Origin of the sequence: Candidatus Tokpelaia sp. (assembly GCF_008636115.1) — a bacterium.
Lineage (GTDB): Bacteria > Pseudomonadota > Alphaproteobacteria > Rhizobiales > Rhizobiaceae > QLZD01.
In genome coordinates this window covers 339,470-366,082 of the sequence record NZ_QLZD01000033.1, presented here as the reverse complement: position 1 = coordinate 366,082, position 26,613 = coordinate 339,470, and the positions used below count along the sequence as shown (strand labels likewise).

21 protein-coding genes and 1 pseudogene are annotated in these 26,613 nt (G+C 50.3%); 18 read left to right on the top strand and 4 right to left on the bottom strand.

Features of this window, described 5'->3' with window-relative positions; all coding sequences use genetic code 11:
- Window positions 1–279 precede the first annotated feature (279 nt).
- Window positions 280–1,806 (top strand): SPOR domain-containing protein, encoded by a 1,527-nt coding sequence (locus DPQ22_RS07490; RefSeq protein WP_425305156.1) that lies wholly within the window; start codon window positions 280–282, stop codon window positions 1,804–1,806.
- Between the two features lie 41 nt (window positions 1,807–1,847).
- Here the strand turns inward: DPQ22_RS07490 and DPQ22_RS07485 are convergent, their stop codons facing one another.
- Window positions 1,848–2,315, bottom strand: a complete 468-nt coding sequence (locus tag DPQ22_RS07485) for an HIT family protein (protein WP_150214649.1) — start codon at window positions 2,313–2,315, stop codon at window positions 1,848–1,850.
- A 228-nt stretch (window positions 2,316–2,543) separates the two neighbouring features.
- Here DPQ22_RS07485 and DPQ22_RS07480 point away from each other — a divergent pair, with 228 nt between their 5' ends.
- From DPQ22_RS07480 to DPQ22_RS08950, 15 genes and pseudogenes are all read left to right on the top strand, one after another.
- Entirely contained in the window at window positions 2,544–3,464 is a 921-nt protein-coding gene (locus tag DPQ22_RS07480; protein ID WP_246681532.1) for a cell envelope integrity EipB family protein, read from the top strand.
- A gap of 358 nt (window positions 3,465–3,822) precedes the next feature.
- Window positions 3,823–4,614, top strand: coding sequence for a 30S ribosomal protein S2 (gene rpsB, locus DPQ22_RS07475; protein WP_150214647.1), 792 nt, complete (start codon window positions 3,823–3,825; stop codon window positions 4,612–4,614).
- 162 nt (window positions 4,615–4,776) lie between these two features.
- Window positions 4,777–5,703: a translation elongation factor Ts gene (gene tsf / locus DPQ22_RS07470; protein ID WP_150214645.1), complete on the top strand. Its 927-nt coding sequence runs from the start codon at window positions 4,777–4,779 to the stop codon at window positions 5,701–5,703.
- Between the two features lie 456 nt (window positions 5,704–6,159).
- On the top strand, window positions 6,160–6,879 hold the full coding sequence (gene pyrH, locus DPQ22_RS07465; protein WP_150214643.1) for a UMP kinase: 720 nt from the start codon (window positions 6,160–6,162) through the stop codon (window positions 6,877–6,879).
- Between the two features lie 78 nt (window positions 6,880–6,957).
- A complete protein-coding gene (gene frr, locus DPQ22_RS07460) occupies window positions 6,958–7,509 on the top strand; it encodes a ribosome recycling factor (RefSeq protein WP_150214640.1) in 552 nt (183 codons plus the stop codon).
- Window positions 7,510–7,619: 110 nt separating this feature from the next.
- Window positions 7,620–8,369 (top strand): annotated as a pseudogene (locus tag DPQ22_RS07455) (isoprenyl transferase); the annotation flags it as partial.
- Window positions 8,370–8,458: 89 nt separating this feature from the next.
- Window positions 8,459–9,394 (top strand): phosphatidate cytidylyltransferase, encoded by a 936-nt coding sequence (locus DPQ22_RS07450; protein ID WP_150214638.1) that lies wholly within the window; start codon window positions 8,459–8,461, stop codon window positions 9,392–9,394.
- 81 nt (window positions 9,395–9,475) lie between these two features.
- On the top strand, window positions 9,476–10,600 hold the full coding sequence (gene rseP / locus DPQ22_RS07445; RefSeq protein WP_246681531.1) for an RIP metalloprotease RseP: 1,125 nt from the start codon (window positions 9,476–9,478) through the stop codon (window positions 10,598–10,600).
- 313 nt (window positions 10,601–10,913) lie between these two features.
- Entirely contained in the window at window positions 10,914–13,379 is a 2,466-nt protein-coding gene (gene bamA / locus DPQ22_RS07440; RefSeq protein ID WP_150214636.1) for an outer membrane protein assembly factor BamA, read from the top strand.
- A gap of 459 nt (window positions 13,380–13,838) precedes the next feature.
- Window positions 13,839–14,882 (top strand): UDP-3-O-(3-hydroxymyristoyl)glucosamine N-acyltransferase, encoded by a 1,044-nt coding sequence (lpxD, locus tag DPQ22_RS07435; protein ID WP_150214634.1) that lies wholly within the window; start codon window positions 13,839–13,841, stop codon window positions 14,880–14,882.
- A 1-nt stretch (window position 14,883) separates the two neighbouring features.
- The gene (gene fabZ / locus DPQ22_RS07430) at window positions 14,884–15,378 is read left to right on the top strand and encodes a 3-hydroxyacyl-ACP dehydratase FabZ (RefSeq protein ID WP_150214632.1); all 495 of its coding nucleotides are present in this window, start codon (window positions 14,884–14,886) and stop codon (window positions 15,376–15,378) included.
- Window positions 15,379–15,495: 117 nt separating this feature from the next.
- The gene (lpxA, locus tag DPQ22_RS07425; protein WP_150214858.1) at window positions 15,496–16,314 is read left to right on the top strand and encodes an acyl-ACP--UDP-N-acetylglucosamine O-acyltransferase; all 819 of its coding nucleotides are present in this window, start codon (window positions 15,496–15,498) and stop codon (window positions 16,312–16,314) included.
- 68 nt (window positions 16,315–16,382) lie between these two features.
- On the top strand, window positions 16,383–17,216 hold the full coding sequence (locus tag DPQ22_RS07420) for an LpxI family protein (protein ID WP_150214630.1): 834 nt from the start codon (window positions 16,383–16,385) through the stop codon (window positions 17,214–17,216).
- Between the two features lie 84 nt (window positions 17,217–17,300).
- Window positions 17,301–18,512 carry a lipid-A-disaccharide synthase gene (gene lpxB, locus DPQ22_RS07415; protein WP_150214628.1) on the top strand — a complete coding sequence of 404 codons (1,212 nt, stop codon included), beginning with the start codon at window positions 17,301–17,303 and terminating at the stop codon, window positions 18,510–18,512.
- 360 nt (window positions 18,513–18,872) lie between these two features.
- Window positions 18,873–19,031: a hypothetical protein gene (locus DPQ22_RS08950; RefSeq protein WP_190323182.1), complete on the top strand. Its 159-nt coding sequence runs from the start codon at window positions 18,873–18,875 to the stop codon at window positions 19,029–19,031.
- 169 nt (window positions 19,032–19,200) lie between these two features.
- Here DPQ22_RS08950 and gltA read toward each other — a convergent pair whose 3' ends face one another.
- Window positions 19,201–20,505: a citrate synthase gene (gene gltA / locus DPQ22_RS07410; protein WP_150214626.1), complete on the bottom strand. Its 1,305-nt coding sequence runs from the start codon at window positions 20,503–20,505 to the stop codon at window positions 19,201–19,203.
- A gap of 253 nt (window positions 20,506–20,758) precedes the next feature.
- The gene (gene gltX / locus DPQ22_RS07405) at window positions 20,759–22,177 is read right to left on the bottom strand and encodes a glutamate--tRNA ligase (protein ID WP_150214624.1); all 1,419 of its coding nucleotides are present in this window, start codon (window positions 22,175–22,177) and stop codon (window positions 20,759–20,761) included.
- Window positions 22,178–22,442: 265 nt separating this feature from the next.
- Here gltX and DPQ22_RS07400 point away from each other — a divergent pair, with 265 nt between their 5' ends.
- Entirely contained in the window at window positions 22,443–24,818 is a 2,376-nt protein-coding gene (locus tag DPQ22_RS07400) for a ComEC/Rec2 family competence protein (RefSeq protein WP_190323181.1), read from the top strand.
- A gap of 47 nt (window positions 24,819–24,865) precedes the next feature.
- On the opposite strand, the gene hemB is transcribed toward DPQ22_RS07400, so the two are convergent.
- Window positions 24,866–25,885 (bottom strand): porphobilinogen synthase, encoded by a 1,020-nt coding sequence (gene hemB / locus DPQ22_RS07395; RefSeq protein ID WP_150214619.1) that lies wholly within the window; start codon window positions 25,883–25,885, stop codon window positions 24,866–24,868.
- Between the two features lie 273 nt (window positions 25,886–26,158).
- Here hemB and DPQ22_RS07390 point away from each other — a divergent pair, with 273 nt between their 5' ends.
- Window positions 26,159–26,590 (top strand): DUF6163 family protein, encoded by a 432-nt coding sequence (locus tag DPQ22_RS07390; protein WP_150214617.1) that lies wholly within the window; start codon window positions 26,159–26,161, stop codon window positions 26,588–26,590.
- Window positions 26,591–26,613: the final 23 nt, after the last annotated feature.

Sequence of the window (26,613 nt, the reverse complement as noted above, 5' to 3'; positions counted from 1 at the left end):
TTATTGAAAAATAATATGGTTTATAGTACCGGGGTTTTATTTATCTGTAATCAAAGTCTTATAGCTCTCTCTTAAAGCGCTGATTTTACTTTTGCGCTATTTTAGTGTAGCCTGAAACAGGCTGTTTTTTATTTTTCGTAAACGAATTTGTAACAGAATTAGCCCAGTCTGCGGCAGAAATTCCGCGCAAGATTACTGCCGCTCGCAGCGGCGGGGGATATTTATCGCGATTTGGTCTTGTATAGCCGGTTTAATACCGGGTAATTTTAAGGTGTTTTAGTGCGTCTTGTCAGATTTTATGTGGAATTTTGTAAAAAAACAGCTATAGCGGCTTTGGGTGCCCTATTGACTATTGGGGTTCTGACCGTTTTTACAGTATCGGCTGAGGCTGTGCCCTCCGGCGTTTTTCCTGACAAATATGCTGCCATTGTTATTGATGCCAATAATGGCCGTGTATTATTTGCCGATAAAGCCGATATGCGCCGCTATCCCGCTTCTTTAACAAAAATGATGACGCTTTATCTGCTGTTTGATGCGATGAAAGCCAGGCGCATTGCTGCCGGAACTCCCATTCCTGTTTCAGCCTATGCCAATAGCCAGCCGCCGACAAAACTGAATCTCGGTGTCGGCCGTAAAATCGGCGCAGAAGCGGCTGCCAAGGCTTTAATCACCAAATCGGCCAATGATATTGCTGTTGCTATTGCCGAATATTTAGGCGGCTCGGAAAAGAATTTTGCCCGTATGATGACTATGAAAGCGCGGCAATTAGGTATGCGCCGGACAAATTTTACCAATGCTTCAGGCCTGCCTGATATGCAAAATTATTCCACAGCGCGCGATTTGGCTATTCTGGCTTTGGCCTTGCAACGCCATTTTCCGGATCAATATGCTTTATTCAGTACGACAAATTTTGTTCATCAGGGGCGGCTTATTCGCGGTCATAATCGCCTGGTGGCCAATATGGCCGGTGTCGACGGCATTAAAACCGGCTATACGCGTATGTCGGGCTTTAATCTGGCCAGCTCACGTCATATTGGCAATAAAAGCCTTGTCGCTGTTGTTCTGGGCGGCAAAAGCTCGGCGCTGCGCGATAGCCAGATGGCGGGTCTGTTAACGCGTTATATGGATAAAGCCGGCGGTAAAAAAGACTTTAATCCGGCACCGGCAGCGCCGGCGGAAACACCGGTTTTGATGGCGGCGCTGGCGCAAGGTGATAAAGCAAAGCCGGCAGCGGCCGGAAGAGCAGCCGCCATACCCGTGCCGACCGTAAAAATGACAGCCGGTAAGACCGGCGGGAATTCTGCTCAAAAAATGCAGGAAGATAAAGGGAGGACTGCGCCGCTCTCTGCCCCCGTAGCGGTGATGAGCGACAGGGAGCGGGATTCAGCTTTATTGATGATGCTGGCTTCGCAATCTGTTAATGAGCCGCAGCAAAAAGCGGCGATAGCAGCTTTGGATAAAGCTGTGTTACCTGCTGCCGGAGATGCGCAGGCTTTGGATAATATCGTTACTGCCTCTGTGCCGGCCGCCGGAAGTAACAAGCAGCCTGATAAAGGCTGGATTATCCAGTTGGCCGCCAGCAAAAATCTGCGGGAAGCCGAACATATTTTAACTCGGGCTACCAGGCGCGTGCATAAAATTTATGCCGCTGCCAGGCCCTATACAGAAAAATTCACGAAAAGCGGCACACCCTATTATCGCGTGCGCTTTGGCGGCTTTACTTCCATAACCGCCGCGCGCAATACCTGCGCTCTGCTTAAAAAAGACGGTTACCATTGTCTGGCAGCCGCAGGATCTGCTGCCTGAGCCGGCAATGTGAGCGGCCCATAATGGTAATCCTTATCAGCTTACAGTTTTTTCGCCAGCGCCGCGCTTATTTGTGCCGCTATCGGGGCCAGTTTTTCCGGCGGCACCGGATTGCTGCCATGCGCCTGCCGCGCCTTGCCGGCATAATGCGGAATAATATGAAAATGCAAATGAAACACTGTCTGCCCGGCCGCCGCTTCATTAAATTGCATAATAGCAATACCGTCAGCCGATAAAGCCTGCTGTACGGCCTGCGCCAGTTTCTGTAGAATCCGGATAAAATGCGGCAAAATTTGCGGGTCGGCGTCGAGCAAATTGCGGCATGGCGCTTTGGGGATAAGCAGAACATGGCCTTCTGCCTGCGGCATGGCGTCCATAAAAGCCAGTATTGTGTCATCTTCATAAACAGGAATTACGGGAATTTCGCGGCGCAGGATTTTGGCGAAAATATTGCTCTTATCGTAAAAGCCGGCATTTTTATCGGGCCGTTCCTCAGGCGATGCTGTCATGATTTCTCCTTTGTCGTCCGACTCAAAGCATATTGGCCGACATTATGGCAAAAATATTATAAAGCAAAACCGCTAAATTATGTGCCGCTTTGCCGATTATTTGCAAGCTGTCCCGGTTTGCTGACCGCTATCTGGCAAAGTTTGGCCTGTTTCTGCTTTTATCCTTTGACTAGGCAGCGGGGATTCCTGTATAAATTCCGGCAGAATGGAGCAAAGGGACAAAGCATTATGCCGTTAAAATGCATTATGGGAGCAATGAGCAAATTCAGGCTGGTTTCCGACAAATTTGCCGCTTCTGCCGCCTTGCTGTTTTCTCTGGCTGCCGCGGCAGGATTTGTCGCGGCAGCCGGCGCGGCGCCGGTGCAAAATGCGGCAGTTTCTCATAAAAAAAGCGGCTTTGTCTCTTATCGTGCCATATATGATATTACGCTGGAAAATATGGCCGAAAAATCTGATATAACCGGGCTTAACGGCCGTATGGCCTATGAATTTAGCGGTTCAAAATGTGAGGGCTGGACAACGCAATTTCGTCTTTTGACCCATGTGGATATGAAAGATGATGCCTCACGCCTGACAGACAGGCAAAGCACCAGTTTTGAAGCTGTTGACGGCAAAGAATTCCGCTTTGCTACCAAAAATTATCTGGACGGTGATTTGACAGAAGAGGTAGTCGGCACGGCCAGGCGTTCAAGAAACGGTTTGGAAGTAGTGCTGACCAAACCTGATGATGAAAATTATAAATTAAAAAAAGCCTATTTCCCGCTGGCGCAAATGGAAGATATTATCAAAAATGCGTTGGCAGGCAAGCATTTCATGAAAATGGATTTGTTTGACGGTTCAGGTGCCGCCGATAATGTGGCCGAGACGACTATTATTATCGGCAGCAGGCAAAAGCCTGCGCCTGATGATCGTGAGATCAAATTTATGGGCGATTTCGCCGATGAGCCGACCTGGCCTGTGACTATTGCCTATTTCGATGATGCGGAAAATAAAGACGGCCTGCCGGGTTACCGCACAGAATTTTTGCTTTATGAAAACGGCATAACGCGCAATTTATTTATGGATTACGGCGATTTTTCTATTCGCGGCAAATTGGTGCGGCTGGATATTTTGCAGGAAAAATCAGATAAAGCAGCTTGTAAAAAATAGCCTGTCCCCGGGCCGCTGCCAAAGTGAATGCGGCTTGCCGCCGCAGGGCAAAAGGGGGTTTTGCTCTGTCTTTCTCTCTATATTATGTGCGGGGCGCCTATATGCGCCACCCATAGGAGGAAGACTGCGGCCGGCAAATCCCGGTAACAAGGGCGGGGTGCGCCTGAAAGCAGAGTTTGCTGCCGCCGCTTTTCTTGGTTTCCTGTCTTTTTGCGCTATTGCGGCTTGCAAAAAGCCTGAATTTTTAGTAAAAGCCGCTTATCACACACACGGATAATAAGGGTTTGCCGGCTTTCGGCTTTCCCGCCGGTGGCTTTAAGGCCTGTATTCGTGGAGGTTTAACCGGAAAGGAAAAACAATGGCTTTGCCTGATTTTACTATGCGCCAGCTACTGGAAGCCGGTGTCCATTTTGGCCACCAGTCACATCGCTGGAATCCAAAAATGGCCCCCTATATTTTTGGCGAGCGCAATAATATTCATATTATTGATTTATCGCAGACTGTTCCGCTGTTGCACCAGGCGTTAAAGCTGGTGGCAGATACGGTAGCGCGCGGCGGCCGGGTGCTTTTTGTCGGCACCAAGCGTCAGGCTTCCGATATTGTAGCCGAGGCGGCGCGGGCTTCAGCACAATATTATGTCAATTCCCGCTGGCTGGGCGGCATGCTGACAAATTGGAAAACAATTTCCAATTCCATTCAGCGTTTGCGCCGGCTGGAAGGGGTGTTGTCCGGTGAAGGGCAGGGCTTTACCAAAAAAGAACGCCTGAATATTGAGCGCGAATGCGGCAAGCTCAACCGCGCTTTGGGCGGTATCAAGGATATGGGTTCTGTCCCCGATTTAATGTTTGTTATTGACTCCAATAAAGAAGCGATTGCCATTCAGGAAGCCAAACGCCTGGGCATTCCGGTGATTGCTGTTGTTGATACAAATTGCGATCCCGATAAAATTGATCACCCGATACCGGGCAATGATGATGCGTCTCGCGCTATTGCGCTTTATTGCGATTTGATGGCGAAAGCGGCTATTGACGGCATTGCGCGCCAGCAGGGCGCTATGGGTGTTGATATTGGCGCTCAGGCGGAGGCGCCGCTTGAGCCTGCTTTGGTCGCCGATATTACGGCAGAGGAAACAGCCGAAGCCAAGGCCTGATAGTATCGGCTTATGGATTATCGGCAGGGCAGCCCGTTTGCTGCTGTGAATCAGGCGGGCAAAATGGGGCGGGATCGCCAATATTAAGGGTTTTACGACATTATTCCTCAAATCCGGTTTTCGGTTGGGAATGCGATAATGCGGTGAAATGGAGAAGCGATAATGAGTATTTCTGCGTCTGAGGTTAAAAAGCTTCGTGAGATGACCGGTGCCGGTATGATGGATTCGAAAGCGGCTTTGGTGGCAAGCGGCGGAAATATGGCAGAAGCAGTAGACTGGCTGCGTAAAAAAGGCATTGCCAAGGCTGACAAAAAGGCTGGGCGCACGGCGGCTGAGGGTTTGATCGGCCTGGCGGCGCAGGGGCATAAAGCTGTTTTGGTAGAAGTAAATTCCGAGACGGATTTTGTCGCCCGCAATGCTGATTTCCAGCAGATTGTGCGCCATATTGCCGAAGCGGCGTTGCAGACAGACGGGGTTTTAGACGCTGTTCTTGCTGCGTCTTGTCCCGGCAGCAGCGGTAAAACTGTTGCGGCGGTGTTGAAAGATGCCATTGGCACAATAGGTGAAAATATGGCGCTGCGCCGTGTCGCCATGGTGGAGGCGGATAAAGGGGTAATTGCTGCCTATATGCACAATTCCATTGCTGAAGGCCTGGGCAAAATCGGTGTTCTGGTCGCTTTGGAGACAGCGGGGGACAAAGAGGCGGCCAAGGCTTTCGGCCGCCAGGTCGCCATGCATGTTGCCGCCACAAATCCGCTGGCTTTAACGCCGGAGGAGATCGATGCCGCTGCGGTTGAGCGTGAAAAAACTATTTTTGCCGAGCAGGCGCGCCAGTCAGGCAAGCCTGAAGCTATTATTGAGAAAATGGTGGAAGGGCGCTTGCGCAAATTTTATGAGGAAGTTGTGCTGCTGTCGCAGGCTTTTGTTGTGAATCCGGATATGACTGTGGCGGCCGCTGCCAAAGAGGCAGAAAAAGCGGTTGGCGCACCGGTGAAGATTGTCGGTTATGTGCGCTTTGCCTTAGGCGAAGGGATTGAAAAAGAAGTGACGGATTTTGCGGCGGAAGTAGCGGCTGCTGCCAAAAGCTGAAACGGCCTGTTGCGTAAACTGATTGACAAGCGGGACTTGCCCCTAAGGGTGAGTCCCGTTTTTATGCTGGCATATTGCCCGGCGGCGGAATAAATATAGAGCTGAAAATTTGCCGCTGCTCCGGCGGAATATTTGCTTTTGCGCGGTTCATTGCCGGTGCGGAGAAATCTTGCCTGCCTGTATGGGTTTATAATTAGAGCCTGGGCTTTTCCCCATAAGTTTTATCGGCTGAGGGTGAGTTTTATTGATAAAGGCTGTTTTTTGGTTTAGGTTGCGAAACCGCAAAGCCGGCCGGCTTTATAATCTGTCCGGGTTTTGCCGCTTTTGCATGATAGCGGCTTGTAAATGGGAGGGGCAGAGCGCCTTTCCGTCACCGGCTATTATATAAGGGGCGGGGCAGTTGTGACTTATCATATTTATCCGTGTTGCTTGTAAATAATATGTCAGGAGATAATTATGGCGGACAGCCCTCAATATAAACGCGTTTTGTTGAAAGTTTCCGGTGAAGCGCTTATGGGAGGGCAGAGTTTCGGTGTTGACGTTTCGGTAGCCGATCGTATTGCTGCCGATATTGCTGAAGTGCGGGCGCAAGGCGTTGATGTGGGGGTTGTTATTGGCGGCGGCAATATTTTCCGCGGTGTCGCTGTTGCTTCGCGCGGCGGCGACAGGGTAACCGGCGATCATATGGGTATGCTGGCTACGGCAATTAATTCTTTGGCTTTACGCACTTCCCTGACCCGGCTGGGGGTCGATGCGGTCGTATTATCTGCCATTGCCATGCCGCAAATTTGCGAAAGCTTTTCCCAGCGCAAGGCCATGGCCTATCTCAATGCCGGTAAAATTGTTATTTTTGCCGGCGGCACCGGCAATCCGTTTTTCACCACAGATTCGGCAGCGGCCTTGCGCGCGGCCGAAATCGGTGCTGATGTATTGCTCAAAGGCACACAGGTCGACGGTATTTATGCGGCGGATCCGAAAAAAGACAGCAAAGCCGCGCGGTTTGACCGTATTACCCATGAAGAAATGATAAAACAGGGCCTGGAAGTGATGGATATGGCGGCCATTGCCTTGACGCAGGAAAATAATATTCCCATTATTGTTTATTCCATTCATGAAAAAGGCGGTTTTGCCAAAATTATTCGCGGCAAGGGGCGGTTTACGCTGGTGTCGGGCTAAATCGAAGCCGGCCTGTTGTCGCAAACCGGCTTGCGGCAAATTTCTCCGCTATCGCGGCTTGCAGATAAAGGATTGATAATGTTGGATTTTGATGATCTTAAGCGCCGTATGGAAGGTGCTGTTGCCTCTTTCAAACATGAATTGACGGGTTTGCGTACGGGGCGTGCTTCTACCGCTTTGCTGGATACAGTTATGGTAGAAGCTTATGGTGCCACGCTGCCTGTTAACCAGGTCGGCAATATTTCCGTGCCTGAGTCGCGCATGCTGGCTGTTTCTGTGTGGGACAAAACTATGGTAGGGGCGGTGGAACGCGCTATTCGTGATTGCGGCCTGGGGTTAAATCCGATTACGGACGGCATGATTTTGCGTATTCCTCTGCCGGAGCTGAATGAAGAACGCCGCCGTGAATTGGTGAAAATCGCTCATAATTATGCCGAGCAGGCGCGCATTGCGGTGCGCCATATTCGCCGTGACGGCATGGATAATTTGAAAAAAGCTGAAAAAGAGGCGTTAATCGGCCAGGACGAAAGCCGGACTCAGGCTGATAAAGTACAAAAATTGACAGATGATATTATTGGGGAAATTGACAAGATTTTGTCTGCCAAAGAAGCAGAAATCATGCAAGTATAGGCCGGTGTGATTTTATTCCTCTTCCCGGCTTTGCCCGGGCTTATAAAGTGTCATGGAAAGCGGCAGGCGGGCGGGCGTGTTTCCGGCATATTTCGGCGAAGGTTTCCATTATGCTTCCACGCCATATTGCAATTATTATGGACGGGAACGGCCGCTGGGCGCGCTTGCGCAAACTGCCGCGTATGGCCGGGCATCAGGCAGGTATGGAAACTCTGCGCCGGATTGTGCGCCATGCAGGGCAAAAAAAACTGGAATGGCTGACCCTTTATGCCTTTTCTTCAGAAAACTGGCGGCGCCCGGCAGAGGAAGTCGGCAGCTTATTGGCACTGTTGAAATTATTTGTCCGCCGTGATTTGCGCGATTTGCGGCATAATAATGTGAAAATAAAAATTATCGGTGATCGCTGTAATCTGGCTGCCGATATTATCGCTTTATTGCATGAGGCTGAAGAGCAGACAAAAGCAAATAATGGTCTTAATCTGATTGTGGCCTTTAATTACGGCAGTCGCAATGAGCTTGTCCGTGTCGCAGCCAGGCTGGCGGAAAAAGCAGTATCGGGAGCATTGGCGCCGGGCAATATTGATGAGGCTTTATTTGCTGCCCATATGGATACGGCCGGTATACCGGATCCGGATTTGATTATTCGCACGGGCGGCGACATGCGTCTTTCCAATTTTTTGCTGTGGCAGGCTGCTTATGCCGAATTAAGCTTTGTTCCATGTTTCTGGCCTGATTTCAGTGTGCAGGATTTTGATGCTGCTCTTGATGCTTATTGCAAAAGAGAAAGGCGTTTTGGCCGCTTATTGTCACATTCTGCGGAAAATGAGCAAAATGCCGTCTTTTCAGATCCTATGGCCGGCCATAATCGCCATGCGGCCAGAGAAGCTGCTGAAATGGACAGGACAAAACAGCGTCATTATTCCGTTAAAAAAGCGTAAAGGGGCTGTTTATGGAGTCTTTGCCACAAAGCGATAAAGAGAAATGGACGGTAAATAAGGCGGTGAGAACGGATAACGGGCTGAAAAAGCCGGTGTCCAATTTATTGCTGCGCCTGATAACCGGTGTGATTATTGCATTTTTCACTGTGGTGATTGCCTGTTGGGGCGGGTTGGCTTTTCGTTTTTTCTGCTTTTGTGTGGGGGCGGCGGTCTTATATGAGTGGAACAGCATTATTGCCGTTTTGCAAACTCTACGCGGGCGCTTATGTGCCGGGATTGGCTTTCTTTTACCGGGAATTGCTTTGCTGATTGCCGCCCCGCCTTTATATGTTTTTGCCGCTTTTTTTGCCGGGCTTTGTTTATGTTATGGTCTTGTTCGGGCAGAAACGGGTGCCAGGGCTGCGGTTTTTCAGGCAGCGGGTTTTGTTTATGCTGTGCTGTTTCCCTTGAGTTTTGTCTTTTTGCGTGAGGGCCTGGCTCATGGCAGTGAAACCGGCCTTTACTGGCTCCTGTTTTTATATAGCACCGTTTGGGCCAGCGATATTGGCGCTTATAGCTGCGGGCGTCTTTGCGGCGGGCCGAAGCTGGCGCCCAAAATTTCTCCCAATAAAACATGGTCGGGGGCGATTGGCGGCGCGGTATCTGCCATATTGGGGGCCTGCTTTTTCACTTTTTTGCTGCGGCAGCAGAGTATTTTGACAGAAGGCAGCGCTATAATGGCGCAGTTTATGCCGTTTTCTCTCATTATTGTTTTGGCTTTTTTATTATCTGTTATTGCCCAAATTGGTGATTTGGCGGAATCTGTATTCAAGCGTCATTTCGGTGTCAAGGATTCCGGCCGCCTGCTGCCGGGGCATGGCGGGATTATGGATAGAATAGACGGCTTGTTGCCTGCCTGTATTGTCCTTGCCGGTTTACTGGCCTTTACCGATTGGGGTTTCCCGTAAATTTACCTTATTATTGTCATATATTATTTGTAGCGCGTAGCGGCAAAAACAGTCTATGCGAAAAAATCGGGAAAAAATTAATTGAGCTATTGGGATTTTCTCTGGGATATTTATCACGCTTTTTGCCGTCTTTTCGGTGTTCTGGCCGTTTTAATGGCAATTATTATCGTGCATGAAATGGGGCATTATCTGGTCGGCCGCTGGTGCGGCATTAAAGCTGCGGTATTTTCTGCCGGTTTTGGGCCGGAAATCTGGGCGAGGACAGATAAAAACGGCACACGCTGGCGCCTTGCTGCCGTGCCGCTTGGCGGCTATGTGCGCTTTTTGGGTGATGATGAGATTGATTCCCGCCCGGCGGCAGAAAAAACCGGGCGCCGTCTGCCCGCGGGTTCTTTTGCTGCCGCCAATGCCTGGCAACGCGCCGCCACAATTATTGCCGGGCCGTTTTTTAACGCTTTGCTGGCTGTGTTCATTTTAGCCTTTATGGCTTTTTATTTCGGCAAATTTACCCTTAGCCCGGTTGTCAGCCGGGTATTGCCGCATTCTCCCGCCGCAGTGGGCGGCTTGCAGGAAGGTGACCGGTTTTTGACAATTAACGGGGAGGCTATAAGGAGTTTTGAGGATATAGCGCGTTATATTATGCTGCATGACAGCGGTGCGATTCAGTTTGAGATAGAGCGGCAGGGCCGGCCGGTTGCGCTTACGGTTTTTCCTGAAATGAAACGGGTTGATGACGGTTTCGGTAATATTATTCGTGTTGGCCGTATCGGGATTGTCGGCTCCAACAGCCCGGAAAATATTCGTAAAAAAGCTTATACAATCGGCGCGGCCTTGCAGGAGGGTGTGCGCGATACAGCTTTTATTGTGCAGCAAACCGGCCGTTATTTAGGCAAATTATTGCAGGGCCGGGCAGATCGCTGCCAGTTAAGCGGCCCGGTTCGCACAGCACAAATTGCCTGGAAAGTGAGTGATATTGGTGTCTGGGCGCTGGTGCAGCTCGCTGCTTTTTTATCTATCGGCATTGGCCTGTTTAATCTTTTGCCTTTGCCGCCATTAGATGGCGGTCATTTGCTGTTTTACCTGATAGAAGGGGTAACAGGCTATGCCGTGCCGGCACGCGTGCAGGAAGCAGTTTTTCGTACAGGCTGGGTCATTATCCTTTTATTTACTGTTTTCGCAATATTAAATAATTATATACCCTGCTAAACTCTCGGCCGTGATATTGGTAGTTTGTCAGGGGCAGCCTGTCGGTACCCGCAAAAATAGGTGCGGATTATGTTTTTTTATTCCTTGTGAAACGGGAAGAATCTCTATAGAATCGGCGAAGGATTTTGTGGGTTGTGTCCCTTATTCTGAAGAAATTTGCCGCTGAGGGAGTATCTCTTTACAGTTTTGCGGTAAGATTGCGCTCTCAAAGCGGGGGCGTGTATATGGAAAAACGGTTTGTTACAATACCGCTATATGGGGTCGCTATATGGGGGTTGTATTTTTTGGGACAAAATACAAAGGTAGTATGCGAATGAAATTTAAATCCAGCCTTCGCAAATCAAGATTTCTGGCTGCCGGTTCGGCCTTATCATTGACGCTGGCTGTTTCTATGCCTGTTGCTTTTGTTACTGTCCTTAATGCCGCCGGTGAGGCGCGTGCCGCCATTGTGCGCTCTGTTGAAGTGCGCGGCAATAAAGGCGTTGATGCGCAGGTTATCCGGGATAATCTCGGTTTGCGGGCGGGGCAGGATTACAGCCCTGCCGATATTGATGCTGCAACAAAGCGTCTTGCTCGCCTGGGGATTTTCTCCGCTGTTTCCATTCGTCCGGCCAATGGTGTTCTGGTTGTAACTGTCTCAGAATATCAGACTGTCAATAAAGTGACGCTTGAGGGGAATAAAGCTGTAAAAACCAAGGATTTGGAGCGCGTTTTGTCTCTAAAGCCGCGCGAGGCTTTTGATATGGCCAAATTAATGGCCGATGAACAGACAATACGCGATGCTTATACATCGCTGGGGCGGAAAGGTGTAACCGTCAAGGGCCGCACGGCTGAGGCCGGGAACGGGCGGGTTAATGTCATATTCGACATTAAGGAAGGCAAAAGGACAAAAATTGACGATGTTGTTTTTGTCGGCAATAAGGCCTTTGGCAGCAGGCGCTTGCGCGATATTCTGGTGACCAAGCGCACAAATATGTTTTCCTGGCTGACTCACGGCGATGTTTATAATGATGATCGTCTGGCTGCTGATGAAGAAGTTTTGCGCCGCTTTTATTATAATCGCGGTTATGCGGATTTTCACATTGTTTCTTCTACGGCCGATTATAATGCCGAAAGCAATAAATATACGCTGACTTTTGTGCTTGATGAAGGAGCGCTTTACCGTTTCGGCGATATTAATGTAGAAAGCACAGTGCCGGGCGTTGATACAAAATCCATGATGCACAGGCTGAAAACCGAAAAGGGCGACAGATATAATGCTGCCAAAATTGAGGATTCTGTCCTTAATATTGGTGATAAAGTGGCTGATGCAGGTTATGCTTTCGCCAAAGTAGAGCCGATAACAAATCGCGATTTTTCCAATCATACTATTGGTCTGACCTATTCCATTGAACAGGGTGAGCGCGCTTATATTGAGCGGGTTGAAGTGCGGGGCAATACCAAAACGCGTGATCAGGTTATCCGCCGTGAATTTGACTTTGCTGAAGGAGATGCTTTCAGTCAGACTATGGTAAAACGCGCCAAGCGCCGTCTGGAAGCATTGGGGTTTTTCCAGAGTGTCAATATTGGGGTTAATCAGGGTTCGGCGCCGGATCAGGTCGTGCTTGTTGTCGATGTAGTAGAAAAACCGACAGGTGAATTTTCTATTGGCGGTGGTTATACAACAGGCGGTGAAACACCGGGTATTTCGGTTGATGCCTCCATTACTGAGCGCAATTTTCTTGGCCGCGGACAATATGTCCGTATTAGCGCCGGCGGCGGTGAGTCGGATTCGCGTAATTACGGCTTTTCTTTCACTGAGCCGTATTTTCTTGGTTATCGGATTGCTGCCGGGATTGATTTGTTTCATCAGGCTTATCGCCTTGATGATGATTATAAAGTGCGGCAAACCGGCGGCTCGCTGCGCTTTGGCGTGCCGATTACCGAAAGATTGACGGGCAGTATCGCCTATAATTACTCTGAAGAAAAATATAAGCTGAAACGTTATGGTTGCGACAGAGGCGTTCGCCGGCGGGCAGAGCGCGGCGATTATCTGACGCCGGAAGAAGAGGCGGCCTGTATAAATCTGCTCGATCGTTATTCCGGCGCTATTGTTGAGGCGGCTGATAATAGCCCGTGGAAGCGCTCTTCTGTCAGTTATGGTCTGACCTATAATAGTATTGATAATATAGATATTCCGCATGAAGGCTTATATGCGCGGGTTATACAGGAATATGCCGGTATTGGCGGCGATGCTGACTTTTTGAAAACAACCGCTAAAGCTACTTTATACAAAACGCTTTCCGAGCGCTATGATCTGGTCGGCCTGATTGGCGGCGGCGGCGGTTATCTGCATGAAAACGGCGATAGAAGCGGCGTTCGTATTTTTGATATGTTCAAAAATAATGCGGATATGATACGCGGTTTCCGTTATAATGGTATCGGCCCGCGGCAGAGATCGCGCAATGGGCGCTATAAATATTTTCTCGGCGGTGAAAAATATATCAACGCCACGGCTGAAGTGCAGTTTCCGCTCCCGGTTGTGCCGGAAAGCTTTGGTATGCGCGGCGCAGTCTTCGCTGATGCGGCCAGTTTATATGGCAATAATTATAAAGCCAGCGACCGCTTTGGTGAACGGCGCGTGACCGGTAAAGACAGCAAATGGCGTTCTTCTGCCGGTATCAGCCTGATGTGGGCTTCGCCTTTCGGGCCGTTGCGTTTTGATTATGCCTGGCCGATTAACAAGGAAAAAGGCGATCGGACACAGAACTTTAATTTTGGCATGTCTACCAAATTCTGATTTGCTTCAGGTCTAAATCGGTTAAAAATTTGCACTTTTATTGTGTATGATGCCCCGCTCTCTTTGCCGTGAGCATGGGGTATTTTAGCGGTAGTTATTTGTGCGGGCTGTTCCCTGATTAAGGGCAGCCTTCATATATGGCGTCTGTTGTCTGCCTCGCTATCTATATCTATCCTGCACATTATTGGATAGGGGCGCTTTCTTTTGCCGGCGGTCCGCTATTCCGCTTTTGTGTTTTTTCGCTTTTATTGTTATAATATTGATTTCGCGCTTTTATCCATAGTTTTCTGGTTGCTTTTGTGTTTTTTCCTGTTTTTCCGGGCGGCTTACATGCTAAAATAAGTGCTGTTATTATGGAGTTGCAGCAGCGATATTTCTTTATAAATAAGAGAATGGCTGCGGCAAAGTGATTGGTAAGATTTCCGGCAGGCTTTGTCTGGCCGGGAAATATATAATTAAGTGGCGGATATAATGTTTTTTACGCCGTCCCGTCCGATGACGGTTGCAGAAATTGCCGCATTAACAGGTGCCTTGCTGCATCGGAATAATCTGGCAGAACGCGTGGTAAAACGTCTGGCTGCCCTGGACGCAAGCGATGATGATGCCATAATTTTTATCGCCGGCAAAAAGCGCAAGGCACAACTGGAAAATCTGGCTGCCGCGGCTGTTTTTTGCCTGGCCGAAATAGCTGATAAAATTCCCGCTAATATTGCCGTTCTTGTCAGCGCCGATCCGCATGGCGATTTTTCTCATCTGGCGCGTGTTTTTTATCCTGAGGCGGTCAGGCCTTCTTCCCTGCTGGGAGAAACCGGCCTGTCGCCGCAAGCCTATATTCATGCTTCTGCCAGATTGGCGAAAAATGTTACGATAGAAGCGGGCGCCTCTATCGGTAAAAATGTAAAATTAGGGGCGGGAACACTGGTCTGCGCTTCTGCCGCTATTGGTGAAAATTGTGAAATTGGTGAAAATTGCACTATCGGCCCCGGTGTTACGGTGCAATCTGCTTATATTGGCAAAGGGGTGCACTTACATGCAGGTGTGCGCATTGGTCAGGACGGTTTCGGTTATGTCGGCGGGCAACAGGGGATAGAGAAAGTGCCGCAAATCGGCAGTGTGCGGATTGAAGATAATGTTGAAATCGGGGCGAACAGCACGGTCGATCGCGGCGCGCTGAATGATACAATTATCGGCGCTGGCACGAAAATAGATAATCTGGTGCAAATTGCCCATAATGTGCGTATTGGCCGTTTTTGCCTGATAGCGGCGCATTGCGGTATTTCCGGCAGTTGTGTGATTGGTGACGGCACGCAATTAGGCGGCCGTGTCGGGCTGGCCGATCATGTAACTATTGGTGCCGGGGTGCAAATTGCCGCTGCCAGCGGGGTGATGAATGATATTCCCGATGGTGAAAAATGGGGCGGTATTCCTGCTCGTCCTTTCAGGCAATGGTTCAGGGAAGTGGCGGCATTGCGTGATATTGTAAAGCCGGGTAAAGGGAAATAAAATGAAAAAAGAGGAAAAGCGCCAGCTTGAAACTGCGGATATTATGCAGATTACGCGTTTATTGCCGCATCGTTATCCCTTTTTGCTGGTAGATAAAATTATTGCTATAGATGGGGATAATTCTGCCACGGGCATTAAAAATGTAACGCTTAATGAACCGCATTTTACCGGTCATTTTCCTGAAAGCCCGATTATGCCCGGTGTTCTGATTATTGAGGCTATGGCGCAAACTGCGGGCGCTATTTGCCTTTTGCAGCGAGAAAAGAACGGTTGCCGGCCGGCAGCAGGTAAAAAACATTCTGTCTATTTTATGACTATTGATAATGCCAAATTTCGCCGTCCTGTTATTCCCGGTGACCAGTTGCATATTCATGTCACCAAAATAAAAGGTCGTGACAAAGTTTTTCGTTTCGGCTGTGTGGCAGAAGTTGATGGCGAAAAAGCGGCTGAAGCAGAGGTAACAGCCATGATAGATGAAATCGGTTTTGCCGGCTGAAGAGCTGAAGCCGGTGGGGCCGGGCTGTTTTGCCGCCGAATATATAAAATAAAGCGCCGGGTTTCAGGCGCCAATAGAATTACCGCCGGACAGGCGGGGCTTTGTGAGGATAGTATGATGCGTGGAACATATATTCACCCTACGGCAGTAATTGAAAAAGGCGCGCAACTGGGCGAAAATGTCCATATCGGCCCGTTTTGTGTTATCAGTTCTGAGGCGCAACTGGGTGATGATTGTGTGCTACAGGCGCATAGCGTTATTTTGGGAGCCACTTTTATCGGCGCCGGGGCGCGGGTTTCTCCTCATGCTATTTTGGGAGATTTGCCGCAAAACAATAAGCATTCCGGCGCGCGCACTACATTGGAAATCGGCAAAAACTGCATTATCCGCGAAGGGGTTACCATGCACCGCGGCTCAGATAACAGCGTGGGGCGCACGATTGTCGGCGATAATTGTCTGTTTCTGGCTTATGCGCATGTGGCGCATGATTCTGTTATCGGCAATCATGTTACCTTTTCCAATAATGTGATGATTGGCGGCCATGTGGTGATTGGCGACCATGTGATTATTGGCGGCGGTGCGGCGGTGCACCAGTTAGTGCGTGTCGGTCATCATGCTTTTATCGGCGGGGTTACGGCCTTGACCAAAGATCTTATCCCCTATGGCAGCGCTGTTGGGGTGCATGCCTGGCTGGGCGGTTTGAATATTATCGGTATGAAGCGCTCCGGTCTGGCGCGGGCCGATATTCATATTATGCGCCATGCCGTAGTCATGCTGTTTGACAAAACCAAACCGGTGCGGGAGCGGGCCGCCGATTTATTGAATATCTATCCCGATTCAGTGGCTGTGGCTGATTTGGTGGCTTTTGTGCGGACAGAAGGCCGCCGTGCTTTATGCACGCCGGGCCGCAATTTTGAGGCAACAGAGCCTGTGTGACGGCAAGAGTGCCTGTCGTAATCGGCATTTGAATAATTGGTTAATTTCTCCACAGGGCGGAGGCAGGTGTGATAAAAGGCAAAACGGCGATAATCGCCGGCAGCGGGGCTTTGCCTTTTGCTGTGGCGGAGCGTCTGTCCAGCCGCGGCGGCGAAAAGCCTTATCTTGTTTTATTGCGCGGTCAGGCTGATAAACGGCTTTATGTTTTTGACCATTGCGAAATTTCAGTAGTTGAATTTGCCAGGCTGATTGCTGCCTTGAAAGCTAAAAATATCCGTAATATTATTCTGGCCGGCGGCGTGGCGCAAAGGCCGAATTTACGCGATTTGCACTGTGATTGGCCGACTTTAAAGGCTCTGCCCAAATTGTTTTTTGCCTTGCGGCGCGGTGATGATGCTTTGTTGCGCGCTTTTATCAAGCTGATGGAAGGCTATGGTTTCCGGGTTATTGGCGCGCATGAAATTGTGCCTGAGCTATTGGCACCCAAAGGGCTGGTATTGACAAAAAAAACGGCAAGCAAAGCCGAAAAAGCTAATATTGATCTGGCAATGAAAGCTGCCAGAATTTTGGGCAGGCTTGATATTGGGCAAGGCGCAGTGACTATTGGCGGGCGGATTGTGGCCGTCGAAGGTGCTGAAGGCACAAATGCCATGTTGGAGCGGGTGGCGGCTCTGCGTATGGCCGGAAAAATTCCGCCTAAAGGCGGGGTTTTGGTGAAAATGAAAAAACCAAATCAGGAAATGCGGGCGGATTTGCCGACAATCGGGCCGGAGACTATTGAGCATGCCTATAAAGCAGGGCTGGCAGGGTTGGCGGTAGAGGCAGAAGGCAGCTTTATTCTCAATATTAAAAATGTCGCTGAACAGGCTGATAAATATGGTCTTTTTATTGAAACTTTATAATCCGGTATATTGGTTTGATCTGTCTGTGCTGCGTGCGGCTGCCTTACCGGTTTTCTCAGTCTTTGAATTCAAGGATAAAGCTTTATGTCCAGGCCGTTAAAAATTGCTGTTATTGCCGGTGAGGAATCGGGAGATTTGCTGGCTGCCGATATTATTACTGCTTTGCAGCACCGCTTAAAGGCTGATATTCAGTTGATTGGTGTCGGCGGGGCGCCTTTGTCGGCGATGGGGCTGAACAGTTTTTTTAACCGTGAGGATATTGCCTTAATGGGTGTGGCAGAAGTGCTGAAAAAACTGCCGCGGCTGCTCTGTCATATTTTTCGGCTCAGCCGCTATTTTGCCGGTGAGCGCCCTGATTTTTTGCTCATTGTCGACAGCCCTGATTTTACCCATAGAGTGGCGCGCCGTTTGCGCAAGCTTGCGCCTTCTATCCCCATTATCCAATATGTTGCGCCTTCTGTCTGGGCATGGCGGCCGCAAAGGGCAAAAGCCATGCGCAGTTTTATTGATTTGCTGCTGGTAATTTTGCCGTTTGAGCCGCAGATTCTGGCTAAATTAGACGGGCCGAAGGCGGTTTATGTCGGCCACAGATTACTATCTTATCCGCCGCTGCAACAGGCCTGGGCGGCGCAGAAAGAGCGGCAGAAAAAGCACAACCTGTCTTTGAGTGACAGTGGCAAAGCGGCTTCAAAAAAGTCTGAGACCGGAAAAAAGACTTTGCTGCTGTTACCCGGTTCGCGCCTGTCGGAGATTCGGCATTTAATGCCTGTTTTTGGTGAGGCTGTTGGACAAATACAAGGGCAACACCCAGCTATTACTGTTATTTTGCCAACTCTGCCGCATTTGGCGGCAAAAATACGGGCTTTAACTGCTGATTGGCCGTGCCCGCCGCATATTATCACTGATGAAGAAGAAAAATGGCAGGCTTTTGCCAAGGCAGATGCGGCTTTGGCGGCTTCCGGCACTGTATCGCTGGAGCTGGCTTTATGCGCTGTGCCTATGGTTTTGACCTATAAGGCCGATTGGTTTGCAACAAAATTTATTTTGCCGCAAATCACTATTTGGAGCGCCGCCTTACCCAATATTATTGCCGATGAGCCGCTTGTGCCGGAATATTTTAATGAATTTGTCCGCCCCGGAATGTTGGCGCGCCAAATTCACCGCTTATTGCAGCCAGGTGCAGCGCGGCAGGCGCAATTACAGGGTTTTGAAAAATTACGCCGGATTATGCAGACAGAAAAAGCGGCAGGAGATGCTGCCGCTGAGGCCGTTATCGCGGCCGGCTTTGTTGCTTAAGCGCCTGGGCAATTATCGTATGAGTAATGCTATTTGATAAATATTTCAGAATAAAGGAGAGGTGCGGGAATTTGCGGGAAATATGAGATTTTTTAAAGATAATCAGGAATCTTCAGGGAATTATTGAAAATTAAGGCGAGATTCAGAGCGCAGCGCAATGCCGGCATTGGGCGCACCTTTTGACTAAAAAAGCATAATATGGTGAAAATCGGCCATGTGAAGTGCAGGCGTTCAAAAGACCTCTAAAAATGCTCTCGCTATTTTTGAGAAGGCTTGAAAAGCAAAGTCAAACCGCCTTTGAGGCAGTTTTTATTTTATTAAATCACATTTTCCGGCTTACGGGCGAGCCGGGATAGCCGTGTGATGGAAGAAGTTAAAAATTGGGCACTGTATGCGGCAAGGTGCGCTGCAAAGACCGCATTTGGCGGCGGCAAGGTTTTGGAATTACTGTCAAAGATTCTGAAATCACTTGTCACTTGTCAGCTCATAGGGGAGCAAGAGCGGTTTGCCCAATTATAGCGCTATAGCGGCCGGGCCAGAGCCTGGTGGCCGATTCCGGCAAAATAAAGCGCTCCTTCACTCCGACCCTGACGGTGGCAAATTATGCCCAGAAATTTAAAACAAGCCGAGAAAGGGCAGCGGCGAAATCTGCCCTTTACAATCATAAAAACAGCGGCGATAAACCAGCTTAGCTAATGGCCCGGCTGCGCTTGTCCATCAGCACATAAGAGCGTTTGGTGTGGCCGGTATAAAGCTGGCGCGGCCGGCCGATTTTTTGCTGCGGATCTTCAATCATTTCTTTCCACTGGGCAATCCAGCCGACTGAGCGGGCAAGAGCAAATAACACTGTAAACATGGAAGTGGGGAAGCCCAAAGCCTTTAACACAATGCCGGAATAAAAATCCACATTGGGATAAAGCTTTTTCTCAATAAAATATTCATCGGTAAGAGCAATTTGCTCCAGCTCCATTGCAACTTCAAACAGCGGGTCATGATGCACGCCTAATTCTGCCAGAACAGATTTGCAAATATTCTGCATAATACGGGCGCGGGGGTCATAATTTTTATAAACGCGATGGCCAAAACCCATCAGGCGGAACGGATCATTATGATCTTTGGCTCGGGCAATATATTCCGGAATATGGTCTTTGGTGCCGATTTGCTCCAGCATTTTGAGGCAGGCCTCATTGGCGCCGCCATGCGCCGGCCCCCACAGGCAGGCAACCCCGGCGGCAATGCAGGCAAAGGGATTGGCACCGGAAGAACCGGCCAGCCGCACTGTGGAGGTCGATGCATTTTGCTCATGATCGGCATGAAGCGTAAAGATTGTATCCAGAGCATGGGCAAAAACCGGATTGACCTTATACTCTTCACAAGGCACGGCAAAACACATTTTGAGAAAATTCTCAACATAGCCCAGATTATTGTCAGGATAAATAAACGGCTCGCCAATGTGATATTTATAGGCCATGGCCGCCATAGTAGGGATTTTGGAAATCAGGCGGAAAGAGGCAATATCGCGCTGGCGATCATCAGTAATATCAAGGGAATCATGATAAAAAGCCGACATGGCGCCAAGGCTGGCCACCATAATCGACATAGGGTGAGAATTGCGGTGAAAGCCGTGGAAAAAGCGTGAAAACTGCTCATGCAGCATAGTGTGCATTTTAATAATAGAGCTGAATTCCTGCTTTTGCGCCCTATTGGGCAATTCTCCATTAAGCAGCAAATAGCAGGTTTCAATAAAATCACCTTGTTCCGCCAGTTCTTCTATCGGATAGCCGCGATACAGCAAAACCCCTTTATCACCGTCAATAAAAGTAATTTTTGACTGGCAGGAGGCGGTTGAAGTAAAGCCCGGATCATAGGTAAAATGACCGCTTTCTTTATAAAGCGGCGTAACATCAATAACACTTGGCCCCATTGTCCCGTCAAGAACAGCGAGATTCATTGTTTTGCCATTAACAGCCAGATTTGCAGTTTTCTCCGACATAATACTTCCTTCCACTATAAGGGGCCACATATACAGGACGACAGGGTGGAAGAAACTTCTCACCCTTTCTATCTTCCGGCGCTGTGGCGCCCGCCGGCCGACCGGATAGATTGCACCGGCAAGGTTAAACAAATTTACCCTGGGTGCAATGAAAATATGCGGCAGGTTTCATTTTTCCGCAGAGAATAGTCGCAGCTATTTATTTTAACCGCAGCCTGGCAGCTTTTTGCAATAGGCACCCCGGCATAATATTTCAGGCGATTTGGTCTTTTATCCGCGCCAGCGATTCCGGCTTTCCCAAAACGGCCAGAACATCAAAAACACCGGGGGAAACAGCGCGGCCGGTCAGGGCGGCGCGCAAAGGCTGCGCCCATCGCCCCAGCTTGACCGCTTTTGCTTCAGCGAAATCCTGTAGTAATTTATGCAGGTCTTCCGCTTGCCAGCGCGCGCTCTGTTCCAGCAGCGGCAATATTTCTGCCAGCGCGGCTTTGCCCTCTTTGTCTAATAGAGCTGCGGCTTTTTCATCAAGCTTTAGCGGGCGCGCGGCAAAAATAAAGCCGGCATTGTCAATAAGTTCCAGCAAAGTTTTGGCACGCCCCTTTAAGCCGGGCATAGCCTGCAATAATTGCGCTTTTTGTGCCGCTGTCATATTGACCGGCACTGGCGGATTTTCCAAACAGGGCAGCAAGGCCAGCACTTCACGCAATATTATCGCATCATCACCGGCGCGGATATAATAGCCGTTAATGGCCTCCAGCTTTTTAAAATCAAAACGGGCAGCACCTTTATTAACCGCGTCAATGTCAAACCAGGCAATCATATTCTGCATGGACATAATTTCATCATCGCCGTGGCTCCAGCCAAGGCGCGCCAGATAATTGCACAAAGCCTGCGGCAAGTAGCCCATGGCGCGATAGGCCTCCACCCCCAAAGCGCCATGGCGTTTAGATAATTTGGCACCATCTGCCCCATGAATAAGCGGAATATGCGCCATTGCCGGCACCTCCCAGCCCAGCGCCTGATAAATTACGGTTTGCCGCGCCGCATTGGTCAAATGATCATCACCGCGAATAATATGGGAAATATGCATATCATGATCATCAACCACAACGGCCAGCATATAAGTCGGCGTGCCGTCTGAGCGCAAAATGACAAAATCGTCCAGATCTTTATTGGGGAAGCGCACCGCACCCTGCACATGATCACGCACAATAGTATCGCCGGTTTGCGGTGCTTTGATGCGGATAGTCGGCTCTACCCCCCGGGGTGCCAATTTGGGGTCGCGCTCACGCCAGAAGCCGTTATAGCGCGGCGGACGGCCTTGTGCCCTGGCTTCTTCCCGCTCTGCTGCCAGCTCCTCAGCTTTTGTATAACAATAATAGGCCCGGCCTTGTCTGACCAGTTCCTGCGCTATCTGCCGATGGCGTTCGGCGCGCTCAAATTGTGAGACAGCTTCGCCGTCCCATGCCAGCCCCAGCCATTGCAAACCGTCTTTAATGGCCTTTACTGCGGCCGGGGTTGAGCGTTCTCTATCCGTATCTTCAATGCGCAGCAGCATTTTGCCGCCATAATGGCGGGCATAAAGCCAGTTAAACAAAGCTGTGCGCGCTCCGCCAATATGCAGGAAGCCGGTTGGAGAAGGGGCAAAACGGGTAATAACGGGGCGGGTCATAAATTTTGCTTTTCACTTTCTGCCTGCCTGGCGGGCTATTGGGCAAGGCCGGCCATTGCCCGGGTAATTGTGCCGGCAGGTGCTGCCTGATATTCTCCGGCTTTAATCCCTTAACTCCTTCTAAAACAATTCCGTGTAGCTGTGAAGCATTTTTCGCCTTTTTGCTGTAAAATCTGTTTATCCGGCGGCAGGCCCGGCCCAGAGCAGCAGACAATTTTTCACGGCAAAATCTGTTGCACAGTGCATGAAAAAGCAAGGAGGCGCAGTGAAGAGCCGCGGGGAGAAAAAGCAAAAAAGCGGTTTTGGCCAATTTGCCGTGCCGTATTTTACGCTGCCGCGCCGTGCCGGCTTTCTGCAACAATTCTGCCGGCCAATGCTGTTGCGTCTGCGTTTCCGGCTGAGTGAAGAAGAGGCTTTCGGCACGCGTTTTTTGTTTCTTCCCTTTTTTCTTGGGGCCGGCATTATTGCTTATTTCACTTTGTCGTTTGAGCCGGACTGGAGCGAATTGGGGGCGTTTTGCTGTTGTGCGGCCGGGCTTGCCTGCCTGTTGCGGCGGCATCGCTTTTGGCATCTGGTTTTTTCTTTTATTCTGGTGGCTGGTTTGGGTGCTTTATGCGCCAAGGGAGAAACAGCGCGATACGCCACTATTATGCTGAGAAATGGTGGTTTTACCCATATTGTGGCGCGTATTACCGCCATAGAGCGGCAGGAAAAAGGGGATTATCGCCTGATTGTAACCGTGCTTTCCACCCGCGACCCGGTTTTGCAGCCGGCACCGCAACGCCTGCGCCTGCTGGTGCGGCACTTGCCGATCGGGGCAAAATCAGGCAGCGGGCTGGAAGGGCTGGTATTTTTGCGCAGTTTTTCCGGCCCGGCGCACCCTGGCGGCTATGATTTCGCTTTTCAAAATTATTTTCGCGGGATTAGTGGGCAAGGCAATTTTGCCGGTCAGCCAAAAATTGTTTCCCTGCCGCCGCCAGGCGCAGCAGAACAGGCAGGTTTGCAACTGGCCGCTTTGCGCCAATCGATAAGCAAGCGTATTATTGCCGCTATTGGCGGTGAAACCGGGGCTGTGGCTGCCGCTTTGATAACCGGTGAGCGGGCCGGCATTACGCCGGCCACCAATCAGGCTTTGCGTTTATCCGGCCTGGCGCATATTTTGTCTATTTCAGGTTTGCATATGGCGCTGGTGGCTGGCATGGTTTTGCTGCTTTGCCGCTGGATTCTGGGGCTTTTCCCGGTATTTTCCTCACGCCACGCTGCCGGGAAAATTGCCGCTTTTGCGGCGATGCTTGTTGCCGGCGCCTATTTGGCAATTTCCGGCGCTGATGTGGCGGCCGAACGCAGTTTTGTTATGGTGGCGGTGATGTTGGGCGCGGTTATATGTGACCGGGCGGCGATAAGCCTGCGCAATCTCGCTGTTTCCGCCTGCCTGATTTTACTATGGCAGCCGCATGAAATTATGGGGCCGAGTTTTCAAATGTCCTTTGCCGCAACAGCGGCGCTGATTTCTGCTTTTGCCGGCTGGAGCCGCTACCGGCACGATAAAAATGAGCAGGCCGAGCTTGCCGCTTTGGCGCGCGGCCTGCCCAAAGCGCCTTACACGCCTTTGCCCAAAATACAGCTATATATGCGCAACCGGCTTTTTGCCCCGCTTGTTTCCACTTGCATATCGTCTCTGGTAGCCGGCGCTGCCGGCGGCCTTTATTCTGCCTATCATTTTAACAATACGGCACCTTACGGTGTGTTGAGCAATGCTTTGGCTTTGCCGATGATAAGCTTTCTGGTTATGCCTTTTGCGCTATTGGGCACAGTGTTAATGCCGCTGCATCTGGAAGCATGGCCTCTTCATATTATGGCTGTCGGCCTTGTCGGAGTGGAGAAAGTAGCTTATTGGGTAGCCGGCTTTTCACCCAATGGCAATCCGGGTTTTATTTCTCCTTTATGTTTGATATTTCTGACTGCCGGCATGGTTTTGCTGGTGTTTTTGCAGACCGGCCTGCGCTGGCTGGCGCTTGTTTTTATCGCTATTGGTTGCAGCCTTTATGCGGCTATGCCGCTGCCTCTGGCGCTGATAGCCGAAAACGGCCGACTGACCGCTATTTTTAATGCCGATAAAAGTTTAGGCCTGAGCAGTAATCGCCCTTCTGCCTTTCTGCTGCAGGATTGGCAGCGGGCTTTTGCCGCCAGTGCGGCTCTGCCGCCGGGAAGGGAAGAAAGCGCAACTCTGCCGCCGGCGGAAGAGGGCGGGCAAAGCGGCAATAGAGAGCGGGAAAACAGAGAGCAGCAGCGTTTTTTCTGCCACAAGGCTTTTTGTCGCGCCCGTTTGCGCAATGGCAAGGTTTTGACTATTGCCGAAGCGATAGAGGCACGGCAACAAGCCTGGCGCGAGGGTGATATTATTGTGCTGAATTTCATTGCCGACAGAAGGCAGGAAGAAATATGGCATAAAACTGCGGCAGACAGCGGCAAAATACTCATTACTATGCGGGATTTGGCGCTGTTTGGCGCGGCAGAAATCCGCCTGCCTTTATGGCGCCGGGTCAGGCTGGCGGAAATTTTATGGGCGGCAGGAGCGCCGCTTCGGCCATGGAATGCTTATCGCCGCTTTTCCCGCCGGGCACAAGGCATGCCGTCCTGATTTATCGGGAAAAACCGGCCGGATCAATTTTATCTGCAATTATGGCTTCAGGCCGAAGCCTCGCTCGCCGCCCGCAATTTTTTGGCTGCCTCAATCGCATAATAGGTGAAAATACCGTCACAGCCGGCGCGCTTGAAAGCCAGCAATGTTTCCATCATGGCACGCTCACCGTCAAGCCAGCCATTGGCGCTTGCCGCCTGCAGCATGGCATATTCGCCCGAGACCTGATAGGCAAAAAGCGGGGCAGAAAAATTATCCTTGATCCGGCGGATAATATCCAGATAAAGCAGGCCGGGTTTCACCATCAGCATATCGGCGCCTTCGTTCAAATCCTGCTCAACCTCACGCAGGGCGTCATTACTATTGGCATGGTCGACATAATAGCTGCTTTTGTCGCCTCTGAGCAAATCAGACGTGCCGATAGCCTCACGATAAGGGCCGTAAAAGGCTGAGGCAAATTTGGCGGCATAGGACATAATTGCCACATCTTGAAACCCATGTATATCCAGACAATCGCGAATGGCGCCAATGCGCCCGTCCATCATATCGGACGGAGCAATAATATCCGCCCCGGCCTCTGCCTGGGCCAGGGCGCCGCGCACCACCATTTCCACCGATTCATCATTGACAATAATGCCGTTGCGGCAAATACCGTCATGGCCGTGCGTAGTATAAGGGTCAAGCGCCGCATCTGTGATAATGCCAATATCGACCTTATGCTGTTTCAAGGCGCGCGTAAAACGATTGGTGAGATTATCGGCCGCGGCAATATAGGCGCCGTCATCGCTTTTGCGCGATAGCGGCTCGCGGGCAAAAGGAGCAATGGCGACAATGCCGAGTTCGGCTGCTTTCAGGCATTCTTCCACCGCAATATCCACGGACAGGCAGGAGACACCGGGCATAGAGGCAATAGGCCGGCGCTGATTTTCGCCTTCGCATAAAAATAATGTCCAGACCAGATCTGCCACATGCAACCGGGTTTCACGAACCAGGCGGCGCGACCAGGAAAATTTGCGCAGGCGGCGCAGGCGGCGGCTGCCGGTAATTTCATCAACTGTTCTTTTCATTTTTGCCTCATATATACATTTCCGCCGCGGCACGGCAATTACCGGCGGCCGGAATATGGGGGAGCGAAAGCGGGCTGCTCTCTCCGGCGCGGTTTGCCGCAATTATCGGCAAGAACCGCAATTTACGCAAGACAGGCACTTATATATAATAATCTGCCGCGCGTGAAGCTGTTTTTAACCCTGTTCCGGCACAATATGGCGGAAAGAGGCGGTAAGGCGGCGGAAAACTGCCGGCAGGCAATAACAGGGAAAGGGGATACAAGGGTTAAACCAATGCTGAAGGAAAATTTGCCCCGGCTGCATTTAACGGTAAAAGACAAAACCATTATGTCGCTGATGATGATTCCCGCTTTATTTTGCCTGTGTCTTGGTGTTTATTACTGGATAAGGCTTATCGGCGTTTTTCCCGGGCCGGCCTGGCGGTTTGATCTCATGCCGTGGTATTGGCGGGTTATGGCCTGTAGTCTGGCGGTTATTTATCCCATTGCCGCCTGCGGTTTGTGGACAGCCTCGCGCTGGGGCATAATTTTGTGGCTTTCCGGCGCTTTTTATGAAAGCTGCGCCTATATTTTTTATTCTGCCAGTTTTGGCCATAATTTCTGGATTATTTTCCTGCATAGCATTTTTCTGGGCTTTTATGCGATTTTGTGCTATTGGCTGCGGCTCAATAAAAAACAGGATAATCAGGCGGCGGTAGAATATTAAGCCGGTTTTGCGGCAAATCAGGC

Coding starts and splice junctions, on each gene's coding strand:
- DPQ22_RS07485 (WP_150214649.1), bottom strand. CDS start 2,315: ATGACAGCATCGCCTGAGGAACGGCCCGATAAAAATGCCGGCTTTTAC.
- DPQ22_RS07480 (WP_246681532.1), top strand. CDS start 2,544: ATGCCGTTAAAATGCATTATGGGAGCAATGAGCAAATTCAGGCTGGTT.
- rpsB (WP_150214647.1), top strand. CDS start 3,823: ATGGCTTTGCCTGATTTTACTATGCGCCAGCTACTGGAAGCCGGTGTC.
- tsf (WP_150214645.1), top strand. CDS start 4,777: ATGAGTATTTCTGCGTCTGAGGTTAAAAAGCTTCGTGAGATGACCGGT.
- pyrH (WP_150214643.1), top strand. CDS start 6,160: ATGGCGGACAGCCCTCAATATAAACGCGTTTTGTTGAAAGTTTCCGGT.
- frr (WP_150214640.1), top strand. CDS start 6,958: ATGTTGGATTTTGATGATCTTAAGCGCCGTATGGAAGGTGCTGTTGCC.
- DPQ22_RS07450 (WP_150214638.1), top strand. CDS start 8,459: ATGGAGTCTTTGCCACAAAGCGATAAAGAGAAATGGACGGTAAATAAG.
- bamA (WP_150214636.1), top strand. CDS start 10,914: ATGAAATTTAAATCCAGCCTTCGCAAATCAAGATTTCTGGCTGCCGGT.
- fabZ (WP_150214632.1), top strand. CDS start 14,884: ATGAAAAAAGAGGAAAAGCGCCAGCTTGAAACTGCGGATATTATGCAG.
- lpxA (WP_150214858.1), top strand. CDS start 15,496: ATGCGTGGAACATATATTCACCCTACGGCAGTAATTGAAAAAGGCGCG.
- lpxB (WP_150214628.1), top strand. CDS start 17,301: ATGTCCAGGCCGTTAAAAATTGCTGTTATTGCCGGTGAGGAATCGGGA.
- gltA (WP_150214626.1), bottom strand. CDS start 20,505: ATGTCGGAGAAAACTGCAAATCTGGCTGTTAATGGCAAAACAATGAAT.
- gltX (WP_150214624.1), bottom strand. CDS start 22,177: ATGACCCGCCCCGTTATTACCCGTTTTGCCCCTTCTCCAACCGGCTTC.
- hemB (WP_150214619.1), bottom strand. CDS start 25,885: ATGAAAAGAACAGTTGATGAAATTACCGGCAGCCGCCGCCTGCGCCGC.
- DPQ22_RS07390 (WP_150214617.1), top strand. CDS start 26,159: ATGCTGAAGGAAAATTTGCCCCGGCTGCATTTAACGGTAAAAGACAAA.